The organism is Streptomyces sp. NPDC096176, from assembly GCF_044763255.1.
GTDB lineage: Bacteria > Actinomycetota > Actinomycetes > Streptomycetales > Streptomycetaceae > Streptomyces.
The window spans coordinates 48,863-66,654 of the sequence record NZ_JBIWFV010000012.1 but is presented as its reverse complement, the minus strand read 5'-3'; the positions used below and the strand labels follow the sequence as shown (position 1 = coordinate 66,654).

17 protein-coding genes and 1 pseudogene are annotated in these 17,792 nt (G+C 71.7%); 14 read left to right on the top strand and 4 right to left on the bottom strand.

The features are described from left to right. The first annotated feature begins 12 nt into the window (after positions 1 to 12). The 6 genes from ribH (at position 13) to ACIQ7Q_RS28115 (ending at position 4,834) form a co-directional block, all read left to right on the top strand. The gene (ribH, locus tag ACIQ7Q_RS28140) at positions 13 to 498 is read left to right on the top strand and encodes a 6,7-dimethyl-8-ribityllumazine synthase (protein ID WP_403867911.1); all 486 of its coding nucleotides are present in this window, start codon (positions 13 to 15) and stop codon (positions 496 to 498) included. Between the two features lie 33 nt (positions 499 to 531). Continuing rightward, a complete protein-coding gene (locus tag ACIQ7Q_RS28135; RefSeq protein WP_356631478.1) occupies positions 532 to 804 on the top strand; it encodes a phosphoribosyl-ATP diphosphatase in 273 nt (90 codons plus the stop codon). A 52-nt stretch (positions 805 to 856) separates the two neighbouring features. After that, positions 857 to 1,705 carry an ATP phosphoribosyltransferase gene (gene hisG, locus ACIQ7Q_RS28130; RefSeq protein ID WP_403867908.1) on the top strand — a complete coding sequence of 283 codons (849 nt, stop codon included), beginning with the start codon at positions 857 to 859 and terminating at the stop codon, positions 1,703 to 1,705. 13 nt (positions 1,706 to 1,718) lie between these two features. Further along, entirely contained in the window at positions 1,719 to 2,177 is a 459-nt protein-coding gene (locus ACIQ7Q_RS28125; protein WP_403867905.1) for a PH domain-containing protein, read from the top strand. A gap of 189 nt (positions 2,178 to 2,366) precedes the next feature. Continuing rightward, entirely contained in the window at positions 2,367 to 3,719 is a 1,353-nt protein-coding gene (locus ACIQ7Q_RS28120) for a hemolysin family protein (protein WP_403867902.1), read from the top strand. Then, complete coding sequence (locus ACIQ7Q_RS28115) at positions 3,716 to 4,834, top strand: hemolysin family protein (protein ID WP_403867899.1); 1,119 nt, start codon at positions 3,716 to 3,718, stop codon at positions 4,832 to 4,834. The genes ACIQ7Q_RS28120 and ACIQ7Q_RS28115 overlap by 4 nt, the downstream gene beginning before the upstream one ends. Positions 4,835 to 4,847: 13 nt before the next feature. Here ACIQ7Q_RS28115 and ACIQ7Q_RS28110 read toward each other — a convergent pair whose 3' ends face one another. Beyond that, positions 4,848 to 6,740: an AAA family ATPase gene (locus ACIQ7Q_RS28110; RefSeq protein ID WP_403867896.1), complete on the bottom strand. Its 1,893-nt coding sequence runs from the start codon at positions 6,738 to 6,740 to the stop codon at positions 4,848 to 4,850. A 399-nt stretch (positions 6,741 to 7,139) separates the two neighbouring features. Beyond that, positions 7,140 to 7,772, bottom strand: a complete 633-nt coding sequence (locus tag ACIQ7Q_RS28105) for a uridine kinase (RefSeq protein ID WP_403867894.1) — start codon at positions 7,770 to 7,772, stop codon at positions 7,140 to 7,142. A 187-nt stretch (positions 7,773 to 7,959) separates the two neighbouring features. Between ACIQ7Q_RS28105 and ACIQ7Q_RS28100 the strand changes: the two genes are divergently transcribed. The 3 genes from ACIQ7Q_RS28100 to ACIQ7Q_RS28090 all read left to right on the top strand — a co-directional run bounded on the left by ACIQ7Q_RS28100 (position 7,960) and on the right by ACIQ7Q_RS28090 (position 10,374). After that, the gene (locus ACIQ7Q_RS28100; RefSeq protein WP_403867891.1) at positions 7,960 to 9,336 is read left to right on the top strand and encodes a peptidase C39 family protein; all 1,377 of its coding nucleotides are present in this window, start codon (positions 7,960 to 7,962) and stop codon (positions 9,334 to 9,336) included. A 119-nt stretch (positions 9,337 to 9,455) separates the two neighbouring features. Next, positions 9,456 to 9,605 carry an SCO1431 family membrane protein gene (locus ACIQ7Q_RS28095; RefSeq protein WP_403867889.1) on the top strand — a complete coding sequence of 50 codons (150 nt, stop codon included), beginning with the start codon at positions 9,456 to 9,458 and terminating at the stop codon, positions 9,603 to 9,605. A gap of 112 nt (positions 9,606 to 9,717) precedes the next feature. Further along, positions 9,718 to 10,374, top strand: coding sequence for a TetR/AcrR family transcriptional regulator (locus ACIQ7Q_RS28090; protein ID WP_403867886.1), 657 nt, complete (start codon positions 9,718 to 9,720; stop codon positions 10,372 to 10,374). 111 nt (positions 10,375 to 10,485) lie between these two features. Here ACIQ7Q_RS28090 and ACIQ7Q_RS28085 read toward each other — a convergent pair. Next, a pseudogene (locus ACIQ7Q_RS28085) lies at positions 10,486 to 10,755 on the bottom strand (glycosyl hydrolase family 18 protein); the annotation flags it as partial. 521 nt (positions 10,756 to 11,276) lie between these two features. Here ACIQ7Q_RS28085 and ACIQ7Q_RS28080 point away from each other — a divergent pair. Further along, complete coding sequence (locus ACIQ7Q_RS28080; RefSeq protein ID WP_403868305.1) at positions 11,277 to 12,449, top strand: acyl-CoA dehydrogenase family protein; 1,173 nt, start codon at positions 11,277 to 11,279, stop codon at positions 12,447 to 12,449. 402 nt (positions 12,450 to 12,851) lie between these two features. Here ACIQ7Q_RS28080 and ACIQ7Q_RS28075 read toward each other — a convergent pair whose 3' ends face one another. Continuing rightward, positions 12,852 to 13,271 carry a hypothetical protein gene (locus tag ACIQ7Q_RS28075; protein WP_403867883.1) on the bottom strand — a complete coding sequence of 140 codons (420 nt, stop codon included), beginning with the start codon at positions 13,269 to 13,271 and terminating at the stop codon, positions 12,852 to 12,854. A gap of 205 nt (positions 13,272 to 13,476) precedes the next feature. Here ACIQ7Q_RS28075 and ACIQ7Q_RS28070 point away from each other — a divergent pair, with 205 nt between their 5' ends. The 4 genes from ACIQ7Q_RS28070 to fxsA all read left to right on the top strand — a co-directional run bounded on the left by ACIQ7Q_RS28070 (position 13,477) and on the right by fxsA (position 17,526). Then, a complete protein-coding gene (locus ACIQ7Q_RS28070) occupies positions 13,477 to 13,917 on the top strand; it encodes an Lrp/AsnC family transcriptional regulator (protein ID WP_403867880.1) in 441 nt (146 codons plus the stop codon). A 10-nt stretch (positions 13,918 to 13,927) separates the two neighbouring features. Then, a complete protein-coding gene (locus tag ACIQ7Q_RS28065) occupies positions 13,928 to 15,571 on the top strand; it encodes an amidohydrolase (RefSeq protein WP_403867877.1) in 1,644 nt (547 codons plus the stop codon). Positions 15,572 to 16,077: 506 nt separating this feature from the next. Further along, entirely contained in the window at positions 16,078 to 16,896 is an 819-nt protein-coding gene (locus ACIQ7Q_RS28060) for a polyprenol monophosphomannose synthase (RefSeq protein ID WP_403867873.1), read from the top strand. Positions 16,897 to 16,941: 45 nt separating this feature from the next. Further along, positions 16,942 to 17,526 (top strand): FxsA family membrane protein, encoded by a 585-nt coding sequence (fxsA, locus tag ACIQ7Q_RS28055; protein WP_403867870.1) that lies wholly within the window; start codon positions 16,942 to 16,944, stop codon positions 17,524 to 17,526. Positions 17,527 to 17,792: the final 266 nt, after the last annotated feature.

Below are 17,792 nucleotides of genomic sequence, written 5' to 3'. Positions count from 1 at the left end.
GCTAGGAGAAACATGAGCGGCAAGGGTGCGCCCGAACTGTCCGTCCGCAACTGCGGCGACCTGCGGGTCGCGGTGATCGCGGCCCAGTGGCACGAGAAGGTCATGGACGGCCTCGTCGACGGCGCCCTGCGCGCACTGCACGAGCTCGGCATCGACGAGCCGACGCTGCTGCGCGTCCCCGGCAGTTTCGAGCTGCCCGTCGTCGCCAAGGTGCTGGCGGGCCGCGGCTACGACGCGATCGTCGCCCTCGGCGTCGTCATCCGCGGCGGCACGCCCCACTTCGAGTACGTGTGCCAGGGCGTCACCCAGGGGCTGACCCAGGTCTCCGTCGACACCGGCGTCCCCATCGGCTTCGGCGTGCTGACCTGTGACACCGAGGAGCAGGCGCTCGACCGGGCCGGAATCGAGGGGGCGAACGAGGACAAGGGCCATGAGGCCGTCACGGCGGCCGTCGCCACGGCGACCATCCTGCGTTCAGTATCCGAACCCTGGCGCTGAGCCGCGGCCACTTCCGCGTAGTCTGGGACCACCATGTCCAATAAGACGTTCGAGGAGCTCTTCGCCGAGCTCCAGCAGAAGGCCGCCGAAGGCGACCCCGCCACCTCCCGCACCGCCGAGCTGGTGGGCAAGGGTGTCCATGCCATCGGCAAGAAGGTCGTCGAAGAGGCCGCCGAGGTGTGGATGGCCGCCGAGTACGAGGGCAAGGACGCCGCCGCGGAGGAGATCTCCCAGCTGCTGTACCACGTCCAGGTGATGATGGTCGCGCGAGGCATCTCCCTCGACGACGTCTACGCCCACCTCTAGCCGACCGCCCCTTCCGTAGTCACCCGTCACACGAACAAAGGAAGCCCGTCTCATGCTGCGCATCGCCGTCCCCAACAAGGGTTCACTGTCCGGACCTGCGTCGGCGATGCTCCATGAGGCCGGCTACCAGCAGCGCAAGGAGTCGAAGGAGCTCGTCCTCGTCGACCCCGAGAACGAGGTCGAGTTCTTCTATCTGCGCCCGCGCGACATCGCGATCTACGTGAGCTCCGGCAAGCTCGACATCGGCATCACCGGCCGCGATCTGCTGCTCGACTCCGGAGCGAATGCCGAGGAGATCCTCCAGCTCGGCTTCGCCCGCTCCACTTTCCGCTACGCCACCAAACCCGGCACCGCGAAGGGCGTCGAGGACTTCGGCGGCATGACGATCGCCACCTCCTACGAGGGCATCGTCGCCAAGCACCTCGCCGACAACGGCACCGACGCCTCCGTCGTCCACCTCGACGGCGCCGTCGAGACGGCCATCGAGCTCGGCGTCGCCCAGGTCATCGCCGACGTCGTCGAGACCGGCACCAGCCTTCGCAACGCGGGCCTCGAGGTCATCGGCGAGCCGATCATGACCTCCGAGGCGGTCGTGATCCGGCGCACCGGCGCCGACCCGGAGCACGCCCAGGTGCAGCAGTTCCTGCGCCGCCTCCAGGGCGTCCTCGTGGCCCGCAGCTACGTGATGATGGACTACGACTGCCGCGTCGAGAACCTCGAGCAGGCCGTCGCCCTCACGCCGGGCCTCGAGTCCCCGACGATCTCCCCCCTGCACCACGAGGGCTGGGTCGCCGTGCGCTCCATGGTCGCCGCCAAGGAGGCGCAGCGGATCATGGACGACCTGTACGCCCTCGGCGCGCGGGCCATCCTCACCACTGCCATCCACGCCTGCCGGCTCTGAGGACGCACTGACCATGTCCACCACCGCACAGCCGGTTCCCAACCTCCCGGTCACGTTCCGGCCGACCCGTACCCGGATCGTCCTGCTGACCGTGGGCGCGGCCATGTTCACCGTGGTCACCGCGATCTCCCTGCTCCTCGACCGGCTCAGTCCTCCCGAGCGCATCAGCTTCGTCTTCACGGCGCTGCTCTTCTTCGGTGTGCTCGTGCTGCTGAGCCGGCCCAAAGTCGTCGCCGACGACGACGGGGTGACCGTCGTCAACCTCACCCGTACGCGCCGGCTGGCGTGGGCGGAGATCCTGCGGGTGAACCTGCGGTCCGGCGACCCGTGGGTGTTCCTCGACCTGAGCGACGGCACGAGCCTGCCGGTGCTGGGCATCCAGCCGGGTATCGCCAGGGCCCGCGCCATCGACGACGCCCGCTCGCTGCGTACCCTCGTGGAGACGCGTGGCACTCGCCCGGACGCACCCTGACCGGCATTGCCCCTGCCTCCCCGGCCATGGCTTGATTACTCTGGTGTGCGGCGGCGCCGAGTGCGCCCCGCCCCGCACGACGCGGCCCCGAGGCCGGCGGGGCGCCCTGCGACCCGAGGAGTGACTCCCTCCAGCAATGGACGGATCGTCCGGTAGTACCTGCGCCGCCCCCTCCCAGGAGGCGGCGGCATGACCATCCCGCTTCTGCTGCTCGCCGCAGCGTTTCTTCTCATCCTTGCCAACGGCTTCTTCGTCGCCGCCGAGTTCGGACTCGTCACGGTGGAGCGCCCGGACGCCGAGCGCGCCGCCGCCGAGGGCGACCGCCGCGCCCGACGCGTCGTCACGGCGCTGCGCGAGCTGTCCTTCCAGCTCTCCGGCACGCAACTCGGCATCACGATCACCTCGCTCGTCGTCGGCATGCTGGCGCAGCCCGCTCTCGCCGATCTGCTCGGCGGGCCGCTGACCGCGACCGGACTGCCCGCAGGGGTCGTGCCCGGGATCGCGGTGGCCATCGGCATGCTGCTGGCCTCGGCCGTCCAGATGGTGATCGGCGAACTGGTCCCCAAGAACTGGGCGGTGTCAAGGCCGCTCCAGGTGGCCCGCTTCGTCGCCGGCCCGCAGACCGCCTTCTCGGCCGTCTTCCGCCCGGTCATCACCCTGTTGAACGCGGCCGCCAACCATCTCGTACGGCTGACCGGCATCGAGCCCGCGGAGGAGCTGGCGTCCGCCCGCACCCCCGGCGAGCTGGTGTCGCTGGCCCGCCACTCGGCGCGGGCCGGTGCGCTGGAACAGGACACCGCCGACCTGTTCGTGCGGACCCTGGCCCTCGGGCATCTGACCGCGCAGCATGTGATGACCCCTCGAGTGAAGGTGAGCGCCCTGCAGACGGGCGCCACCGCGGCCGACGTCCTCAACCTCACCCGTGCCACGGGGCTGTCCCGCTTCCCCGTCTACCGGGAGCGCATCGACGAGATCGTCGGGATGGTGCATCTCAAGGACGCCCTCGCCGTGCGCTCACAGGAGCGCCAGAGGGTCCTGGTCGAGCAGATCGCCGTCGCCCCGCTCCTGGTGCCGGAGACCCTTCCGGTCCAGCAACTGCTGGAACAGCTGCGCAGCGAACAGCCCATAGCCGTCGTCGTCGACGAGTACGGCGGCACGGCCGGCGTCGTCACCCTCGAGGACATCGTCGAGGAACTCGTCGGCGAGGTCCGCGACGAGCACGACGCGGAGGCGGACGCCCGGCCCGAGCTGGCGCCCGTCGGCTCCGAGGACGGACGGCCCGCATGGGAGGCCGACGGCAGCTGCCGTGTGCTGACCCTGCGCCGCATAGGCCTCGACGTGCCGGACGGACCGTACGAGACCGTCGCCGGCCTCGTCGCCGATCTGCTCGGACGCATCCCCGCCCCCGGCGACCGCGCCGAACTGCCCGGCTGGCGGCTGTCCGTGCGCCAGGTCGGCCGCTACCGTGCCGAGCGGGTGCGCCTGGTGCGCACCGCCGACATCCCGGTGCTGACGGGCCCGGTCGCGGGGACGGTCCGATGAGCGCCCTGCAACTGCTGTTCGCCCTCCTGCTGGTCCTGGCGAACGGCTTCTTCGTCGGCGCCGAGTTCGCCCTCGTGTCGGTACGCCGCAGCCAGATCGAACCGCTCGCGGCACAGGGCTCGTCGCGGGCCCGCCAGGTGCTGCACGGCCTGGAGAACCTGCCGCAGATGATGGCGGCCGCCCAGTTCGGCATCACCGTCTGCTCCCTCACACTCGGAGCGGTCGCCGAACCGACCGTCGCCCGTCTGGTGGAGCCCGTCTTCCACGCGGCCCATGTGCCGCAGGGCCTCATCCATCCGCTGGGCTATGTGATCGCCCTGGCCGTCGTGGTCTTCCTGCACCTCGTCGTCGGCGAGATGCTGCCGAAGAACCTGGCCATGGCGGCGCCGGAGCGGACCGCTCTGTGGCTCAGCCCCGGACTGGTCGGCTTCGCCCGGCTCTGCCGGCCCGTCACCACCGGCCTCGGTGCCTGCGCCCGGCTGGTGCTGCGGGCCTTCGGGGTCGAGCCGAAGGACGAGGTGGAGGCCGTCTTCACCAGCGTGCAGCTGGGCCGGCTGGTGGAGGACGCGGGCCAGGCGGGGCTGCTGGAGCCCGCCGAGCAGGAGCGGCTCGAGGACGCGCTCGAGTTGGGCAGCCGCCCGGTCACCGACGTCCTGATCCCGCGCTCCGCGCTGGTCACCGTCGCTCCGTCCGTCACCCCCCGGCAGATCGAGGAGTGCACGGTCCGCACCGGCTACTCCCGCTTCCCGGTCTGCGCCGAGGGCGACGGCCCGTTCATGGGCTACCTGCATGTCAAGGACGTGCTGGACCTGGAGGAGGGGGAGCGCGCCGTGCCCCAGCACGTCTGGCGCCCGATGGCGACCCTGCGCGCCGAACTGCCGCTCGACGACGCGCTCGCCGTGATGCGCCGGGCGGCGACCCATCTGGCGCAGGTCGCCGACGCGTCGGGCCGGGTGCTCGGCCTGGTCGCGCTGGAGGACGTACTGGAGATGCTGGTCGGCGAGGTACGCGATCCGGCCCACCGGGTCGGCGTGCCGAGGAGCCCCCGCCCCGCCCCAGCCGCCGAGCCGATCTCCGTCGACCCGGCTTCGGCCGAGGCGCTCGTGAACGGCTGACCGGCCGCAGGGATCAGCCGAGGGGAGGTTCCTGCGGGCCCCGGCCCACCGGACCGCGGCCCGACAGGACCTCCCCGTACGCCTGCATCAGGTCGGGCAGCCGCAGTGTGGCGAGGTCCTCGCGGGTCGGTGGGCCCGAGTAGCCGGTCAGCCGCAGATCACGGTAGGCGCAGCTCTTCTCGTACAGCGTGCGCAGGAAGCGGCCGTTGCCCAGCTCGTCGATCCACCCCTGGTCGACCACATGCGCGCTGATCGAGCGGAGCTCGTCCCGCGCCTCCTCGTCCCACACGTCGCCGTTGTCCGCCGCCAGCACGCCACCGATCGCGGTCAGCTCCAGCGGCCGGTACGAGGGAAAGTCGACGCGTGTGGTGAAGCGGGACGACAGTCCCGGGTTCGTGGCGAGCAGCCGGTCCATGCCCTCCGGGTAGCCGGCCAGGATGACGACCAGATGGTCGCGGTTGTCCTCGGCGCGCTTGAGCAGCACCTGGAGCGCCTCGTCGCCGTACGCGTCGCCCTTGCTGTAGCCGGAGTTGGAGAGGCTGTACGCCTCGTCCACGAAGAGCACCCCGCCCAGCGCCGAGTCGATCAGCTCGTTGGCCTTCACCGCCGTCTGGCCGAGGAACTCGCCGACCAAGTCGGACCGTTGGGCCTCCACCAGATGATCGCCGCCGAGCAGCCCCAGGGCGTAGAACACCCGTCCGAGGATGCGGGCGACCGTCGTCTTGCCCGTGCCGGAAGGGCCGGAGAAGACGAAGTGGCGCTTCGGCGGCTGTACGGGCAGCCCCTGCCCCGCCCGCAGCCGCGCCATCTCCAGCTGTGCGGACAGGGCCTTCACCTGCCGCTTCACCGGCTCGAGACCCACCATCCGCTCCAGCTCCGCCAGCGCTTCGGCCAGCAGCACCGGATCGGTGGGCCCGGCGGGGAACGGCGGGGGAGCGGACCGCTCCGGAACGGCCGACGTGCGCCGCCGTCCCTCGGCCGGTGCCGTGGGTACGCCACCCGGCAGCTGCCCGCCGGGATCACCCCCGAGGCGCGGCTCCGGGAGCGGCGGTGGGTCCTTGTCCAGCTGGGAGTCGGCGGTGTCGCCGGCGAACCCGAGGGCCACGGCGGCCAGGCCCATCGAGTCGTCGTAGCCGTCGATCCCGTCGTACTCGGCGATGGCCGCCAGCCGCGCGGACGTGTCCATGAAGGCCGGGTCGATGCGGTGCACCGCGCGGTACAGCGGCAGCGCCGCGGCGCTGCGGCCGGTGCCCTCGTGCGCACGCGCCAGCCAGTACCGCAGCTCCTTGCGCTGCGGCTGCTCGCTGCGGCAGCGCATCAGGGCGGCGGACAGCAGCGGCTCAGCCTGCCCGTACATTTCCAGCCGCACCCGCGCCATGCCGCCGAAGAGCCCGGCCTCGACACCCAGCAGAGGATCGTCGACCAGCGGCTCGGTGTGGCGTACGAGCTGCTCCCAGTCCTTGACCAGGTAGGCCCGGCAGGCGTGCAGGAACCGCACCTGCGGATCGGCGTCGACGGGCGGCAGCGCGGCGAGCGCCCGGTCGAGCTCGGGCACATGCCGGCCGTCGAGCCAGTGGGAGGCGTGCGCGAGCAGCAGGTCGCGCGGGCTCTCCAGCACGGGCTGCACCCACCACCCCAGCCAGTACCACGAGTTGAGGGTGCGACGGTGCCGGGTCCGCTGCTCGCCGAAGCGGTCGCGGTTGCGGTACATGTGCAGCAGGGCGGTTGCGGTGTCGACGCGCAGGGCGTGCAGGCCCAGCCAGCCGTCCGCCATGCCGGGGTCGAGCCGGACGGCCGTGCGGAACTCCTCCTCGGCCTGCGGGTACGCGCCCATCGTGCAGGCGTCCACGCCACGCATCCAGGCCAGGTCCGCCGGCGTCCGTACGCCCTGCGTGCCGATGTCCATAGGGCCCCCCACTTCCCCCACAAACGGTGCACCAGTGATGTCGCGCCGGTGGACGCCGCGATCGCAGCCGGAACGGCCTTGCCACGGAAGGGAATTGACCCTCCCCCTACGACCTGACGGTCATGGGAGGTGCCCACAGGGGTGCATCGTACCTGCGCTGGGGGCGGCGATTAAGAGCGCCGTGACGACCCGGCAACGGTGACCCAGGGTGAGCGAAAAGGGGTCGCGAAGGGGCCGGGCGAGTGAAAAGGGGGCAGAACGAAGCCCCCGATCACGGGGGAACAACCGGGGGCTTCGCGTCTGCGGCGGCTTCCGAAAGCCGCGCATTGAGAACGTAAGACCTGCCCGCCCCGTCGGTCAAGCAGAGTTGAGGCACTCTTGAGCCAGAATTCCGACTGTTCAGTATGCCGGGGGAGAGCCCTCACCATGAGTGACCGAGTGGTGCGAACGTGCAGTCTCTGAGGGTTTCGGGAGCCACTCGTATCCCTCGCGGCACTCGCGTATCAGCGCATCCGCGAACGGGCGGGACGGATCCGCCGAGAAATGGCGTGTCTCCGCCGCCGTCCATCCGTCCCAGAAGGCGGAGAGCGCGGCACCGTCGCGAGCCCTGCCCCGCGCCCATGACTCCTGTGCGCCCCGGTCCATCCACAGCAGCGCCGCAAGATGGGGGCGCAGCGCGCGCCGTCCGGCGCCCACGCCCTCCACCAGTACGACAGGCGCCGCGGCCAGCCGGCGCGGGGCGAGGAAGCGCCGCAGATTCCAGTCGTACGGGTGATACGCCGCGTCCCGGCCGGCCGCCAGCGGACCGATCACCTGGCTCAGCACGCGCTCGGTCCAGCCGAACAGTTCCTCGTGGGTGGCCAGATCGTCGAGATGCAGCACCGGTATGTTCCCGCCGAGCGCCTCGGCGAGCCGGCCTGTGAACGTGCTCTTGCCCGAACCCGCGTGGCCGTCCACGGCGACCAGCCGCACCGGACCGCAGGAGGGTGCCAGCGCGCGCAGCCCGGCTGCCCGCCGGTCGAGGTGGTCCATGGGGCCACCCTAAGAGGCCGCCGGACGGCGGCGCAGGCCCGGCCCGGGCCCAGCGCGGTACGGCGCCGCAGGTCATGCCACTGGATCAGACCAATATTGGCCCGGCGACGCGAGGCGAATCGCTGGCAGAGGAGCGTTCCGCTCCGGGATAGTTGGCCCACTGTCGCGCATCTGACTTGGGGGTCACATGGCCAGACCTGCTTCGCGCAGAACCGTACTGGGCGCCGCGATCGCGGCAGCCGCCACCGCGGGGACGCTGTCCTCAGCCGGACCGGCCGCGGCCGCGGCCGCGGACTGCGAGACCCGGACCGCTCCCCGGGCCCGGCGCTCCGGGACGTTCGTCGACAACCGCTTCTGGTCCTCCTACACGGACTGGCGGTGCGGCGAGCGGGCCGGTACCGCCGCCGTCGCCGGCCGCCGCCCCGGCGTGGCCATCGCGACGCCCGCCGGGACCACGGACTACACCGACCCGCACACCGGAACCACCTCCCACTGGGAGTACGCCACCTGGACCTCCCCGCCGCACCGCCCCAGCGTCCCGGCCACCGAGGTCATCGCCTCCTGGAACGCGCAGACGCCCGCGGGCACCTGGATCCAGGTCGAGCTGAACGGTGAGTACTCCGACGGCAGCGCCACTCCGTGGTTCGTCATGGGCCGCTGGGCCGCCGGCGACAAGGACATCCGCCGCACCTCGGTGGACGACCAGGGCGACGGCAGGGCGAGCATCTGGACCGACACGTTCTCCGTCGACGACGCCGCGAGCGGACTGCGCCTGGCGACGTACCGCCTGCGGCTGACTCTGTACCGCAGGCCGGGGACCCGGCTCACGCCCACGGTGTGGCGCCTCGGCGCCATGGCCTCCGACGTCCCGGACCGTTTCGGCGTCCCCGCGTCCGAGCCGGGGCTGGCGCGCGAGCTGTCGGTGCCGCGGTACTCCCAGAACACGCATGTGGGCCAGTACCCGGAGTACGACAACGGCGGCGAAGCGTGGTGCAGCCCCACCTCCTCGCAGATGATCATCGAGTACTGGGGGCGCAAGCCCTCTGCCGATGATCTGGCCTGGGTGAACCCCGACTTCGACGATCCGCAGGTCTGCCACGCGGCCCGCCACACCTTCGACCATCAGTACGAGGGCTGTGGCAACTGGCCGTTCAACGCCGCCTACGCCGCGAGCTACCGCGACATGAGCGCCGTCGTCACCCGGCTCTCCTCGCTGACGGACCTGGAGACGCTGATCGCGGCCGGAATCCCGGCCATAACGTCCCAGTCGTTCCTCAAGGAGGAGCTCACGGGGGCCGGCTACGGCACATCGGGCCATCTGATGACGGTGATCGGCTTCACCGCGGGCGGCGACGTGATCGCGAACGACCCGGCGTCCCCCAGTAACGAGGCCGTACGCCGTGTCTACAAGCGTGCCGAGTGGGAGAAGATCTGGCTGCGCACGAAGCGCTACAACGCGAGCGGGAAAGTGGTCTCGGGCACAGGAGGCGTCTGCTACCTGTACTGGCCCGCCTTCCCGACGCCCGCCCAGCGCAAGGCCCTCGCGGCCGTCGGCGTCCGCTGACGCGACCGGCCCGGCCCCGGGGGCAGTGACCAACGTCTCTACCGCCGGGGCCGGAACTGCTGGCACTGTGGTGTGGTCACGGGGGAGCCCACCTGCCAGACGACCGAGTGAGACGCACCATGACTTCGACCGCAGCCACGGCCGACCGAGTCCGGCCCACGACCCGCACCGGCGGCCCGGACGACGAGTCCGACATCCTCGAGCACATCGTCGGCTGGACGCTCGTCGTCGTCCTCGCCATGCTGATCACCCAGGTCGGCCTCTTCTAGCGTCCCGCTCCGGCCCGGCACCTGCGGGAGCGCGGCCACGGCGGCGTGATCCACCCCTGACATACTGCGAAGATCCGGCACGATCCTCCGGCACTCGAGACCAGGGATCACCTTGAGCGGCAGTCACCAGCGCGGCGCCACCGAGCGGGCGCAGATCCGTCGATCCGAACTCATCGCGATCGGCCGGAAGTTGTTCGCCGACACCTCGTACGACGCCTTGTCCGTCGACGACATCGCCCAGCACGCCGGCATCGCCAAAGGGCTGATCTACTACTACTTCAAGAGCAAACGCGGCTACTACCTGGCCGTCATCGAGGAGTCGGTGGCCGAGCTCGTCACCCGGGCCGCCGGTGAGCGGGAGCTGCCGCGCGCCGAGCGCGTGCACCGCACCGTCGACGGCTATCTGTGCTACGCCGAGCACCACCAAGCGGCGTTCCGCACCATCGTCACGGGCGGAGTCGGCTTCGACACCGAGGTGCAGGCGATCCGGGAGGCGGTGCGCGAGGAGCTGATCGCGACCATCGCGGAGGGCGCGTACGGACGGCGTGAGATCCCGCTGATGGCCAGGCTCGCCCTGCTGGGCTGGCTCAGCGGCGTCGAACAGATCACCCTCGACTGGCTCGCCGGCCGGCGGCCGGATCGCGAGGCGGTCTGCGCGCTGCTGGTGCGGCTGCTGCGCGCCACGCTGCGCACGATCGCGGAGTTCGAGCCCGCCTGCCCGGAGCCACCGCCCGTCGCCGAACCGGCCGCGGTGCCGCTGACCGTGTGAGCGCGGCCGGCCCGCATGAGCGAGACCGGACCGCATGGGCGGGGGCACGCCGTATGAGCGAGGGGCGGGCGCCCGCCGGCTGCCCGCCCCTTGATCGCCTTTCCGTACAGATCAGTTGATCGCCTTGATCAGCTCTCCGTCCGTGGTGTCACCGCTGAGCTCCCAGAAGAAGGTGCCGCCCAGGCCCTGTTCGTTCTTGTAGTTCATCTTCCCGGCGATGCCGGCCGGTGTGTCGTAGCTCCACCACTGGTTGCCGCAGTGCGCGTACGCGGTGCCGGCCACGGTCCCGTTCGCCGGGCACCTGGACTTCAGCTCCTTGTAGTCGTCGATGCCCTGCTCGTACTTGCCCGGCGCCGGCCCGGTCGCCGTGCCGCCGGGCTCCCCGATCACCTTGTCGCCGGCGGCGGTGGGGGCCGTCGCCTGCCGGGCGGCGGCGGGGGCGGGCGTCCCGGCGGACGCGGTGCCCGCGCCGGTGAGCAGGGTCGCGCCGAGGACCGCGGTGCAGGCGGTGGCGAGAAGTGCCCTGAACCGGGCGCGGCGGTGGTGTGCTCCGAGCATGGTGTCTCCTCGTGGGGGAGGGAGAGCGGGTGGGGGTGAGCGGTCGGCAGACCGAGTGCTTGGCATGGACGCGTCTATAAGTCTTGGGTGCATGAACGGTATGAGGACTAGACCAGCTGGTCAATGGTTCGGACCAAGCTCGACGAGTTCTGGATCACGTTCACGGCCTGCGGGCGACCTGGTGACGGGACCCGCCGAATCGGGCATACTCAACGCGCCACAAGCCGCTGTCCAGCGTCTTTCGTGATCCGGAAGGCAGCATCGGCCTGGTAGTACGACCGGCGGCACGCCCACACCCTTCGTGCGTGACCGTCGCAGCGCCCGACAGGGAGGAGAGCGCCGCAATGCCCGACCGCGCCCCGCAGCCGGTGGACCGTCAGCTGCCCACCGAGGAGGCCAGGGATCTGATCACCCTGGTCCGCGACATCGTCCAGCGGGAGATCGCCCCCCGCGCGGCCGAGGAGGAGGACGCCGGACACTTCCCGCGCGAGGTCTTCTCGCTCCTGTCCGACTCCGGACTGCTCGGCCTTCCCTACGACTCCGAGTTCGGCGGCGGGGACCAGCCGTACGAGGTCTACCTCCAGGTGCTGGAGGAGCTGGCCGCGGCCCGCCTCACCGTCGGTCTCGGCGTGAGCGTCCACTCCCTCGCCTGTCATGCGCTGGCCGGCTTCGGTGCCAAGGAGCAGCAGGCCGAGCATCTGCCGGCGATGCTCGGCGGCGGCCTGCTCGGCGCGTACTGCCTCTCCGAGCCCGCCTCCGGCTCCGACGCCGCCTCCCTGCGTACGAAGGCGGTGCGCGACGGCGACGACTGGGTCATCACCGGTACCAAGGCCTGGATCACCCACGGCGGGGTCGCCGACTTCTACACGGTCCTGGCCCGCACCGGCGTCGACGGCCCGCGCGGCATCACGGCCTTCCTGGTTCCGGGCGACGCGCCGGGACTGAACGCCGCGGCCCCAGAGAAGAAGATGGGCATGAAGGGCTCACCCACCGCCCAGCTCCACTTCGACGGGGTGCGGGTCGCGGACTCCCGCCGTCTCGGCGAGGAGGGGCAGGGCTTCGCCATCGCGCTCTCCGCCCTCGACTCCGGCCGGCTCGGCATCGCCGCCTGCGCCATCGGTGTCGCCCAGGCTTCCCTGGACGCTGCGCTCGAATACGCCACGGGGCGCAGGCAGTTCGGCCGCCCCATCGCCGACTTCCAGGGGCTGCGCTTCATGCTCGCCGACATGGCCACCCGGATCGAGGCGGGACGGTCGCTGTATCTCGCCGCGGCCCGCCTGCGGGACGCGGGCAGGCCGTTCTCGCAGCAGGCCGCCATGGCGAAGCTGTTCTGCACGGACACGGCGATGAGCGTCGCCATCGACGCCGTCCAGGTCCTCGGCGGCTACGGCTACACCCAGGACTTCCCCGTCGAGCGCTTCATGCGCGAGGCCAAGGTGCTGCAGATCGTGGAAGGCACCAACCAGATCCAGCGGATGGTCATCGCCCGGCACCTGGCCGGGCCTGAGACGCGCTGACCCGCCCGCTGGTGACCGGAGGCGCCGCGAGTCTGATCCATTCGGGATCGCGGCGTCCCGGCAGGGTTCTGCCCCGGCTCGCCCAGAGTTGGAGGAGCTCGCGGTAGATGGGCGGATCGGCCGGTCGCGGAACCGATTCTTCATAGGCGGGCACGACAAGGCGCCGCCGACTACGCGTGGTCGCGGAGTGCAGGGTCATGCCCCGCCAACGCGCGGCGCGCGGAAGCGGTTACCGTCAGGACTATTCGTGCGCCTGTGCACGAACTACACGGTCCGCAGGCCCTGTCCTGACGGCCGGCGCGCCGCGGCGGTCCCCACGCCGCGGCGACTTCGGCCCGCAGACCCCGCCACGGAGATTCGGTGCTGTCCGGGGGCGCGGGTCTCCCAGGGAAAACGGGCCTGTCAGGCGGCGCGCCGCATCGGCGGCACCTTGAGCGGCCGCGACCCCGGGCCGCCGACGTGCGAGAAGGGCTGGGTACGCCAATCCAGTCCCTGAGGGAGCGTCAACAGCAGTGCGGTGTCCTGCTCCTGAACTTCCAGGGATTCATCGGCCGGGCGGGCCGATGAGGCGTCCCGGCCGGTTCCCGAGCACACCGTCAGCCCGAACGGGTTCCACGGAGTGGGGCACAGCGCGTGCTCCGGCAGGACGGCCTCGTCCGCCAGTAGCGCGATCGGCTGCGCACAGTCCGGGCAGATCACCCGGTACATCTCGAAGGTGTCGTACGCCTCCAGATCGTCCGTCTCCGCCAGATCGGCCGGATCAACAGGCTCCGGTTCGGTACGTCCGCCGTTCTTGGACGGCAAAGTCTTGGCGCTCTGCATGGAGAATCTCCCCCTCGGATGGGCCGTTCAGGCATTTGCGGCCTCGACCACAGCAAGCAATGCCCATCGCGCCGGGCAGGTAACCGTGGGGTCACGGCGGAGCCGCAGGGCAGACCTGTGGCGTTCGTCACATGGCCTCCGTAGGTGCCTCTGCGGGCCGTCGTGGACTGTGCCGGAAGCCACCTGGGGCAATAGGTTGATCCGCATGGAGGAGCTGGATCGTCAGATCGTGGATTTGCTCGTCAAGGACGGGCGGATGAGCTACACCGACCTGGGAAAGGCCACGGGCCTTTCCACCTCGGCGGTGCATCAGCGCGTCCGCCGTCTCGAGCAGCGGGGCGTCATCCGCGGTTACGCCGCGGTCGTCGATCCCGAGGCGGTCGGGCTGCCGCTCACCGCGTTCATCTCGGTGAAGCCGTTCGACCCGAGTGCCCCCGACGACATCGCGGACCGGCTCGCCGACGTCCCCGAGATCGAGGCGTGCCACAGCGTGGCGGGCGACGAGAACTACATCCTCAAGGTACGCGTCGCCACCCCGCTGCAGCTGGAGGACCTGCTCACCCGCATCCGCTCCCTGTCCGGTGTCTCCACCCGCACCACGGTCGTCCTCTCCACCCCGTACGAGGCACGCCCGCCGCGTATCTAGTCTTGGACCCATGACCGAGCGCACCGCCCCCCAGAGCGAACACCGCACCGTGCTGCTGCGCGGTGGAGAAGTCCACAGCCCCGCCGACCCCTTCGCCACCGCGATGGTCGTCGAGAGGGGACACGTCGCCTGGGTGGGCTCCGAGGGCGCCGCCGACGCATTCGCCTCCGGTGTCGACGAGGTGATCGACCTCGAAGGGGCCCTGGTCACCCCCGCGTTCACCGACGCGCACGTTCACACCACGTCGACCGGACTCGCCCTCACCGGCCTCGACCTCTCCCGCGCCGCCTCCCTGACACAGGCCCTGCGTCTCGTACGGGAGCACAGCGCCGCGCGCCCCGCCGACCAGGTGCTGCTCGGCCACGGATGGGACGCGACCCGCTGGCCCGAACAGCGGCCCCCGCATCGCGCGGAGCTCGACGAGGCGGCCGGCGGCCGCCCCCTGTACCTGCCGCGCGTCGATGTCCACTCGGCGGTCGTCACCACCGCCCTGCTCGACCTCGTTCCCGGTGCCACCGGTCTCACCGGCTACCACCCCGACGCTCCCTTGACCGGCGCCGCCCACCACGCCGTGCGGGCCGCCGCCCACGCCGCCGTCACCCCCGCGCAGCGGACGGCGGCCCAGCGCGCGGCACTCGCCCACGCCGCCTCGCTCGGTATCGGCACCGTCCACGAGTGCGCCGGCCCCGAGATCTCCGACGAGGACGACTTCACCTCCCTCCTGGCGCTCGCCGCGGCGCAGCCCGGCCCCCGTGTCGTCGGCTATTGGGCTGAACAGGTCGCCGACGAGAAGGACGCCACGCGTATCCGCGAACTCGGCGCCGCGGGAGCGGCGGGCGACCTGTTCGTCGACGGATCCCTCGGCTCGCACACCGCGTGTCTGCACGCCCCCTACACCGACGCCCCCGGCACGAGCGGGACCGCCCACCTCGACGCGGCCGCGGTCGCGGCTCATGTCGCCGCGTGCACGGAGGCAGGACTTCAGGCCGGTTTCCACGCCATCGGCGACGCCGCCCTGAGCGCGGTCGTCGACGGCGTGCGTGCGGCCGCCGAGCAAGTCGGCCTGGCCCGTGTCCGCGCGGCCAGGCACCGGATCGAGCACGCCGAGATGCTCACCCCAGAGACCATCGCGGCCTTCGCCGAGTTCGGCCTCACCGCCTCCGTGCAGCCCGCCTTCGACGCGGCCTGGGGCGGCGACGACGGCATGTACGCCCAGCGCCTCGGCGCGGACCGGGCCCGCACCCTCAACCCGTACGCGGCGCTGCTGCGCGCCGGTGTACCACTCGCCTTCGGCTCCGACAGCCCGGTGACACCTCTTGACCCGTGGGGCACCGTCCGGGCGGCCGCCTTCCACCGGACGCCCGAACACCGCATCTCCGCGCGTGCCGCCTTCACCGCCCACACGCGGGGCGGCTGGCGTGCCGTCGGCCGCGACGACGCGGGTGTGCTCGTGCCCGGCGCGCCGGCCGACTACGCGGTCTGGCGCACTGAGGAGTTGGTCGTCCAGGCCCCCGACGACAGGGTCGCGCGCTGGTCCACCGACCCGCGTTCCGGCACCCCTGGTCTGCCCGATCTCAGCCCGGGCAAGGAACTCCCCGTGTGTCTGCGGACCGTGGTCGCGGGGCAGACCGTCTTCGCGGGACCGAACGGGTGACGTGAGGACATTTCGCACCGCCGAAGGGTTCTCCCGCCGGTCCGCCACGACCTGCGGATCTTCCCCTCTGACCTGGTAGTTCGGTTGATTGTCGCTGATCAGACGACTGTTGACAGGCAGCGCCCACCGGCGGGTAGGTTCGGCCGGGTCCACCAAAGAACGTCCGATCGGCAACCTCCACGCAAGTCGTCGAACGCCGCTGGGTCATGGGGTGGTGTGCCGCACCGGCGCACCACGCTGGGAGCCAGGTCCAGCGCCCGCGCCTCGGGGGCAGAGGGAAGGATTCAGCCGGTCGGCAGGTGAGACCCGGGTGGGGCCCGGCGTTCAGTAGACAACGGCTCTCGGTCGACCCGCAGCCAGCGGGCCCCAGGTCGGCCCGAAGGACGCCGGGCCCGATCCGCTGCGCCCGTCCGGCCGACCCCGCTCCCGGATGATCCGTGCCGCCGCGATAGCGCTCGTGGCTGTCGCTATGGTGGGGCTCTGCGTACGGACTTTAAGGGGCAGCAGTGAACGACGGTGGTGCGGTTCCCCAAGGCGGAGGAGCCCAGGGGAGGCGGTACGGTCCGCTCGGCAGAGCCTTGGTGATCATCCCGACCTACAACGAGGCCGAGAACATCCGGTCGATCGTCTCCCGGGTGCGCGCCGCCGTACCCGAGGCGCACGTCCTCGTCGCCGACGACAACAGCCCCGACGGCACAGGGAAGTTCGCCGACGAGGTCGCCGCGCAGGACGAGCAGGTTCACGTGCTGCACCGCAAAGGCAAGGAAGGCCTCGGCGCCGCCTACCTCGCGGGATTCGAGTGGGGCATCGAGCACGGCTACGGCGTGCTGGTCGAAATGGACGCCGACGGCTCCCACCAGCCGGAGGAACTGCCCCGACTGCTGACCGCCCTCAAGGGCGCCGACCTCGTACTCGGCTCCCGCTGGGTACCCGGCGGGCGGGTCGTCAACTGGCCGAAGCACCGCGAGTTCCTCTCCCGCGGGGGCAGCACGTACTCGCGGCTGCTGCTCGGCGTACCGCTGCGGGACGTCACCGGTGGCTTCCGTGCGTTCCGCGCCGAGACCCTCCAGGGCCTCGGCCTGGGCGACGTCGCCTCCCAGGGCTACTGCTTCCAGGTCGATCTCGCCCGGCGGGCCGTGGCCGCCGGCTTCAATGTGGTCGAGGTCCCGATCACCTTCGTCGAGCGCGAACACGGCGACTCGAAGATGAACAAGGACATCGTCGTCGAGGCGCTCTGGCGCGTCACCGCATGGGGAGTGGGGGAGCGGGTGGGCCGCATCACCGGCCGCAGGGCGCACCGGCCGCGCACTCCTCGATCTTCCTGACCACCCCATACGCCGCTCCGACAAACGCCCAGGCACACTGGGAGCATGACGACCGGCGCCCCGCCCCCGACCGCCCGTAAGCGCTCACGCGCCCGCACGTTTCTCCCGCTGGGCGTCGCCGCCTGGTTGATCCTGGAGATTTGGCTGCTGACCGTGGTGGCGTCCGAGGCGGGCGGCTTCGCCGTCCTCGGACTGCTGGTCGGCGCCGGGGTCCTCGGAGCCGTGGTGATCAAGCGCGCCGGGCGCCGGGCCTTCACGAACCTCAGGGAGACGCTCCAGCAGCAGACGGGTCAGGGCGCGGCGCCTGCCGCCTCCCCGGCGCGTGGCGAGGGCAACGGCCTGCTGATGCTCGGCGGGCTTCTGCTGATGCTGCCCGGCCTGATCTCCGACGTGGCCGGACTGCTGCTTCTGCTTCCGCCCGTACGCATCCGGCTCGGCCGGTTTGCCGAGCGCTCGCTGGAGCGGCGGATGAACGCCGCGACGGCCGGCGGCCTCGGCGGCGCGTTCCAGCAGGCCCGGATGCGATACCCCGACGGCAAGGTCGTCCAGGGCGAGGTCATTCACGAGGGCGGCGCGCAGCGCCACGACGACAACCGGGACGACCGGCCCCGGCCCCCGTTGACGCCCTGACGCGGCCTGGCCGCCCCCGTCACGGGCCGCGGTCGTGGGCCTCCCGTGCCGCCCGACGTTCAGCGTTCAGGCGGCACACCGCCGCGCTGGACTCGCGGCACTGCCCCGAACACGAGGCTTCGCCCGGGACGTGCGTCGAGGTCCGCGCGGGGCATGACGAGAGCCGCGGGGGGGGCCGCCCGAGGGTGGGGGGGCCCCCCCGCGGGGCGGGGGGGGGGGGGCGGGTCGCGCGCGTGGGCCCGCCGGCGGCGGGAGCGGCGGGGGTG

What these genes read in the sequence shown, in the direction of transcription:
- ACIQ7Q_RS28080 (WP_403868305.1), top strand. Translation starts at nt 11,277, where the DNA reads ATGCCCGACCGCGCCCCGCAGCCGGTGGACCGTCAGCTGCCCACCGAG.
- fxsA (WP_403867870.1), top strand. Translation starts at nt 16,942, where the DNA reads ATGACGACCGGCGCCCCGCCCCCGACCGCCCGTAAGCGCTCACGCGCC.
- hisG (WP_403867908.1), top strand. Translation starts at nt 857, where the DNA reads ATGCTGCGCATCGCCGTCCCCAACAAGGGTTCACTGTCCGGACCTGCG.
- ACIQ7Q_RS28105 (WP_403867894.1), bottom strand. Translation starts at nt 7,772, where the DNA reads ATGGACCACCTCGACCGGCGGGCAGCCGGGCTGCGCGCGCTGGCACCC.
- ACIQ7Q_RS28120 (WP_403867902.1), top strand. Translation starts at nt 2,367, where the DNA reads ATGACCATCCCGCTTCTGCTGCTCGCCGCAGCGTTTCTTCTCATCCTT.
- ACIQ7Q_RS28095 (WP_403867889.1), top strand. Translation starts at nt 9,456, where the DNA reads ATGACTTCGACCGCAGCCACGGCCGACCGAGTCCGGCCCACGACCCGC.
- ACIQ7Q_RS28115 (WP_403867899.1), top strand. Translation starts at nt 3,716, where the DNA reads ATGAGCGCCCTGCAACTGCTGTTCGCCCTCCTGCTGGTCCTGGCGAAC.
- ACIQ7Q_RS28125 (WP_403867905.1), top strand. Translation starts at nt 1,719, where the DNA reads ATGTCCACCACCGCACAGCCGGTTCCCAACCTCCCGGTCACGTTCCGG.
- ACIQ7Q_RS28070 (WP_403867880.1), top strand. Translation starts at nt 13,477, where the DNA reads ATGGAGGAGCTGGATCGTCAGATCGTGGATTTGCTCGTCAAGGACGGG.
- ACIQ7Q_RS28100 (WP_403867891.1), top strand. Translation starts at nt 7,960, where the DNA reads ATGGCCAGACCTGCTTCGCGCAGAACCGTACTGGGCGCCGCGATCGCG.
- ACIQ7Q_RS28110 (WP_403867896.1), bottom strand. Translation starts at nt 6,740, where the DNA reads ATGGACATCGGCACGCAGGGCGTACGGACGCCGGCGGACCTGGCCTGG.
- ACIQ7Q_RS28065 (WP_403867877.1), top strand. Translation starts at nt 13,928, where the DNA reads ATGACCGAGCGCACCGCCCCCCAGAGCGAACACCGCACCGTGCTGCTG.
- ribH (WP_403867911.1), top strand. Translation starts at nt 13, where the DNA reads ATGAGCGGCAAGGGTGCGCCCGAACTGTCCGTCCGCAACTGCGGCGAC.
- ACIQ7Q_RS28075 (WP_403867883.1), bottom strand. Translation starts at nt 13,271, where the DNA reads ATGCAGAGCGCCAAGACTTTGCCGTCCAAGAACGGCGGACGTACCGAA.
- ACIQ7Q_RS28135 (WP_356631478.1), top strand. Translation starts at nt 532, where the DNA reads ATGTCCAATAAGACGTTCGAGGAGCTCTTCGCCGAGCTCCAGCAGAAG.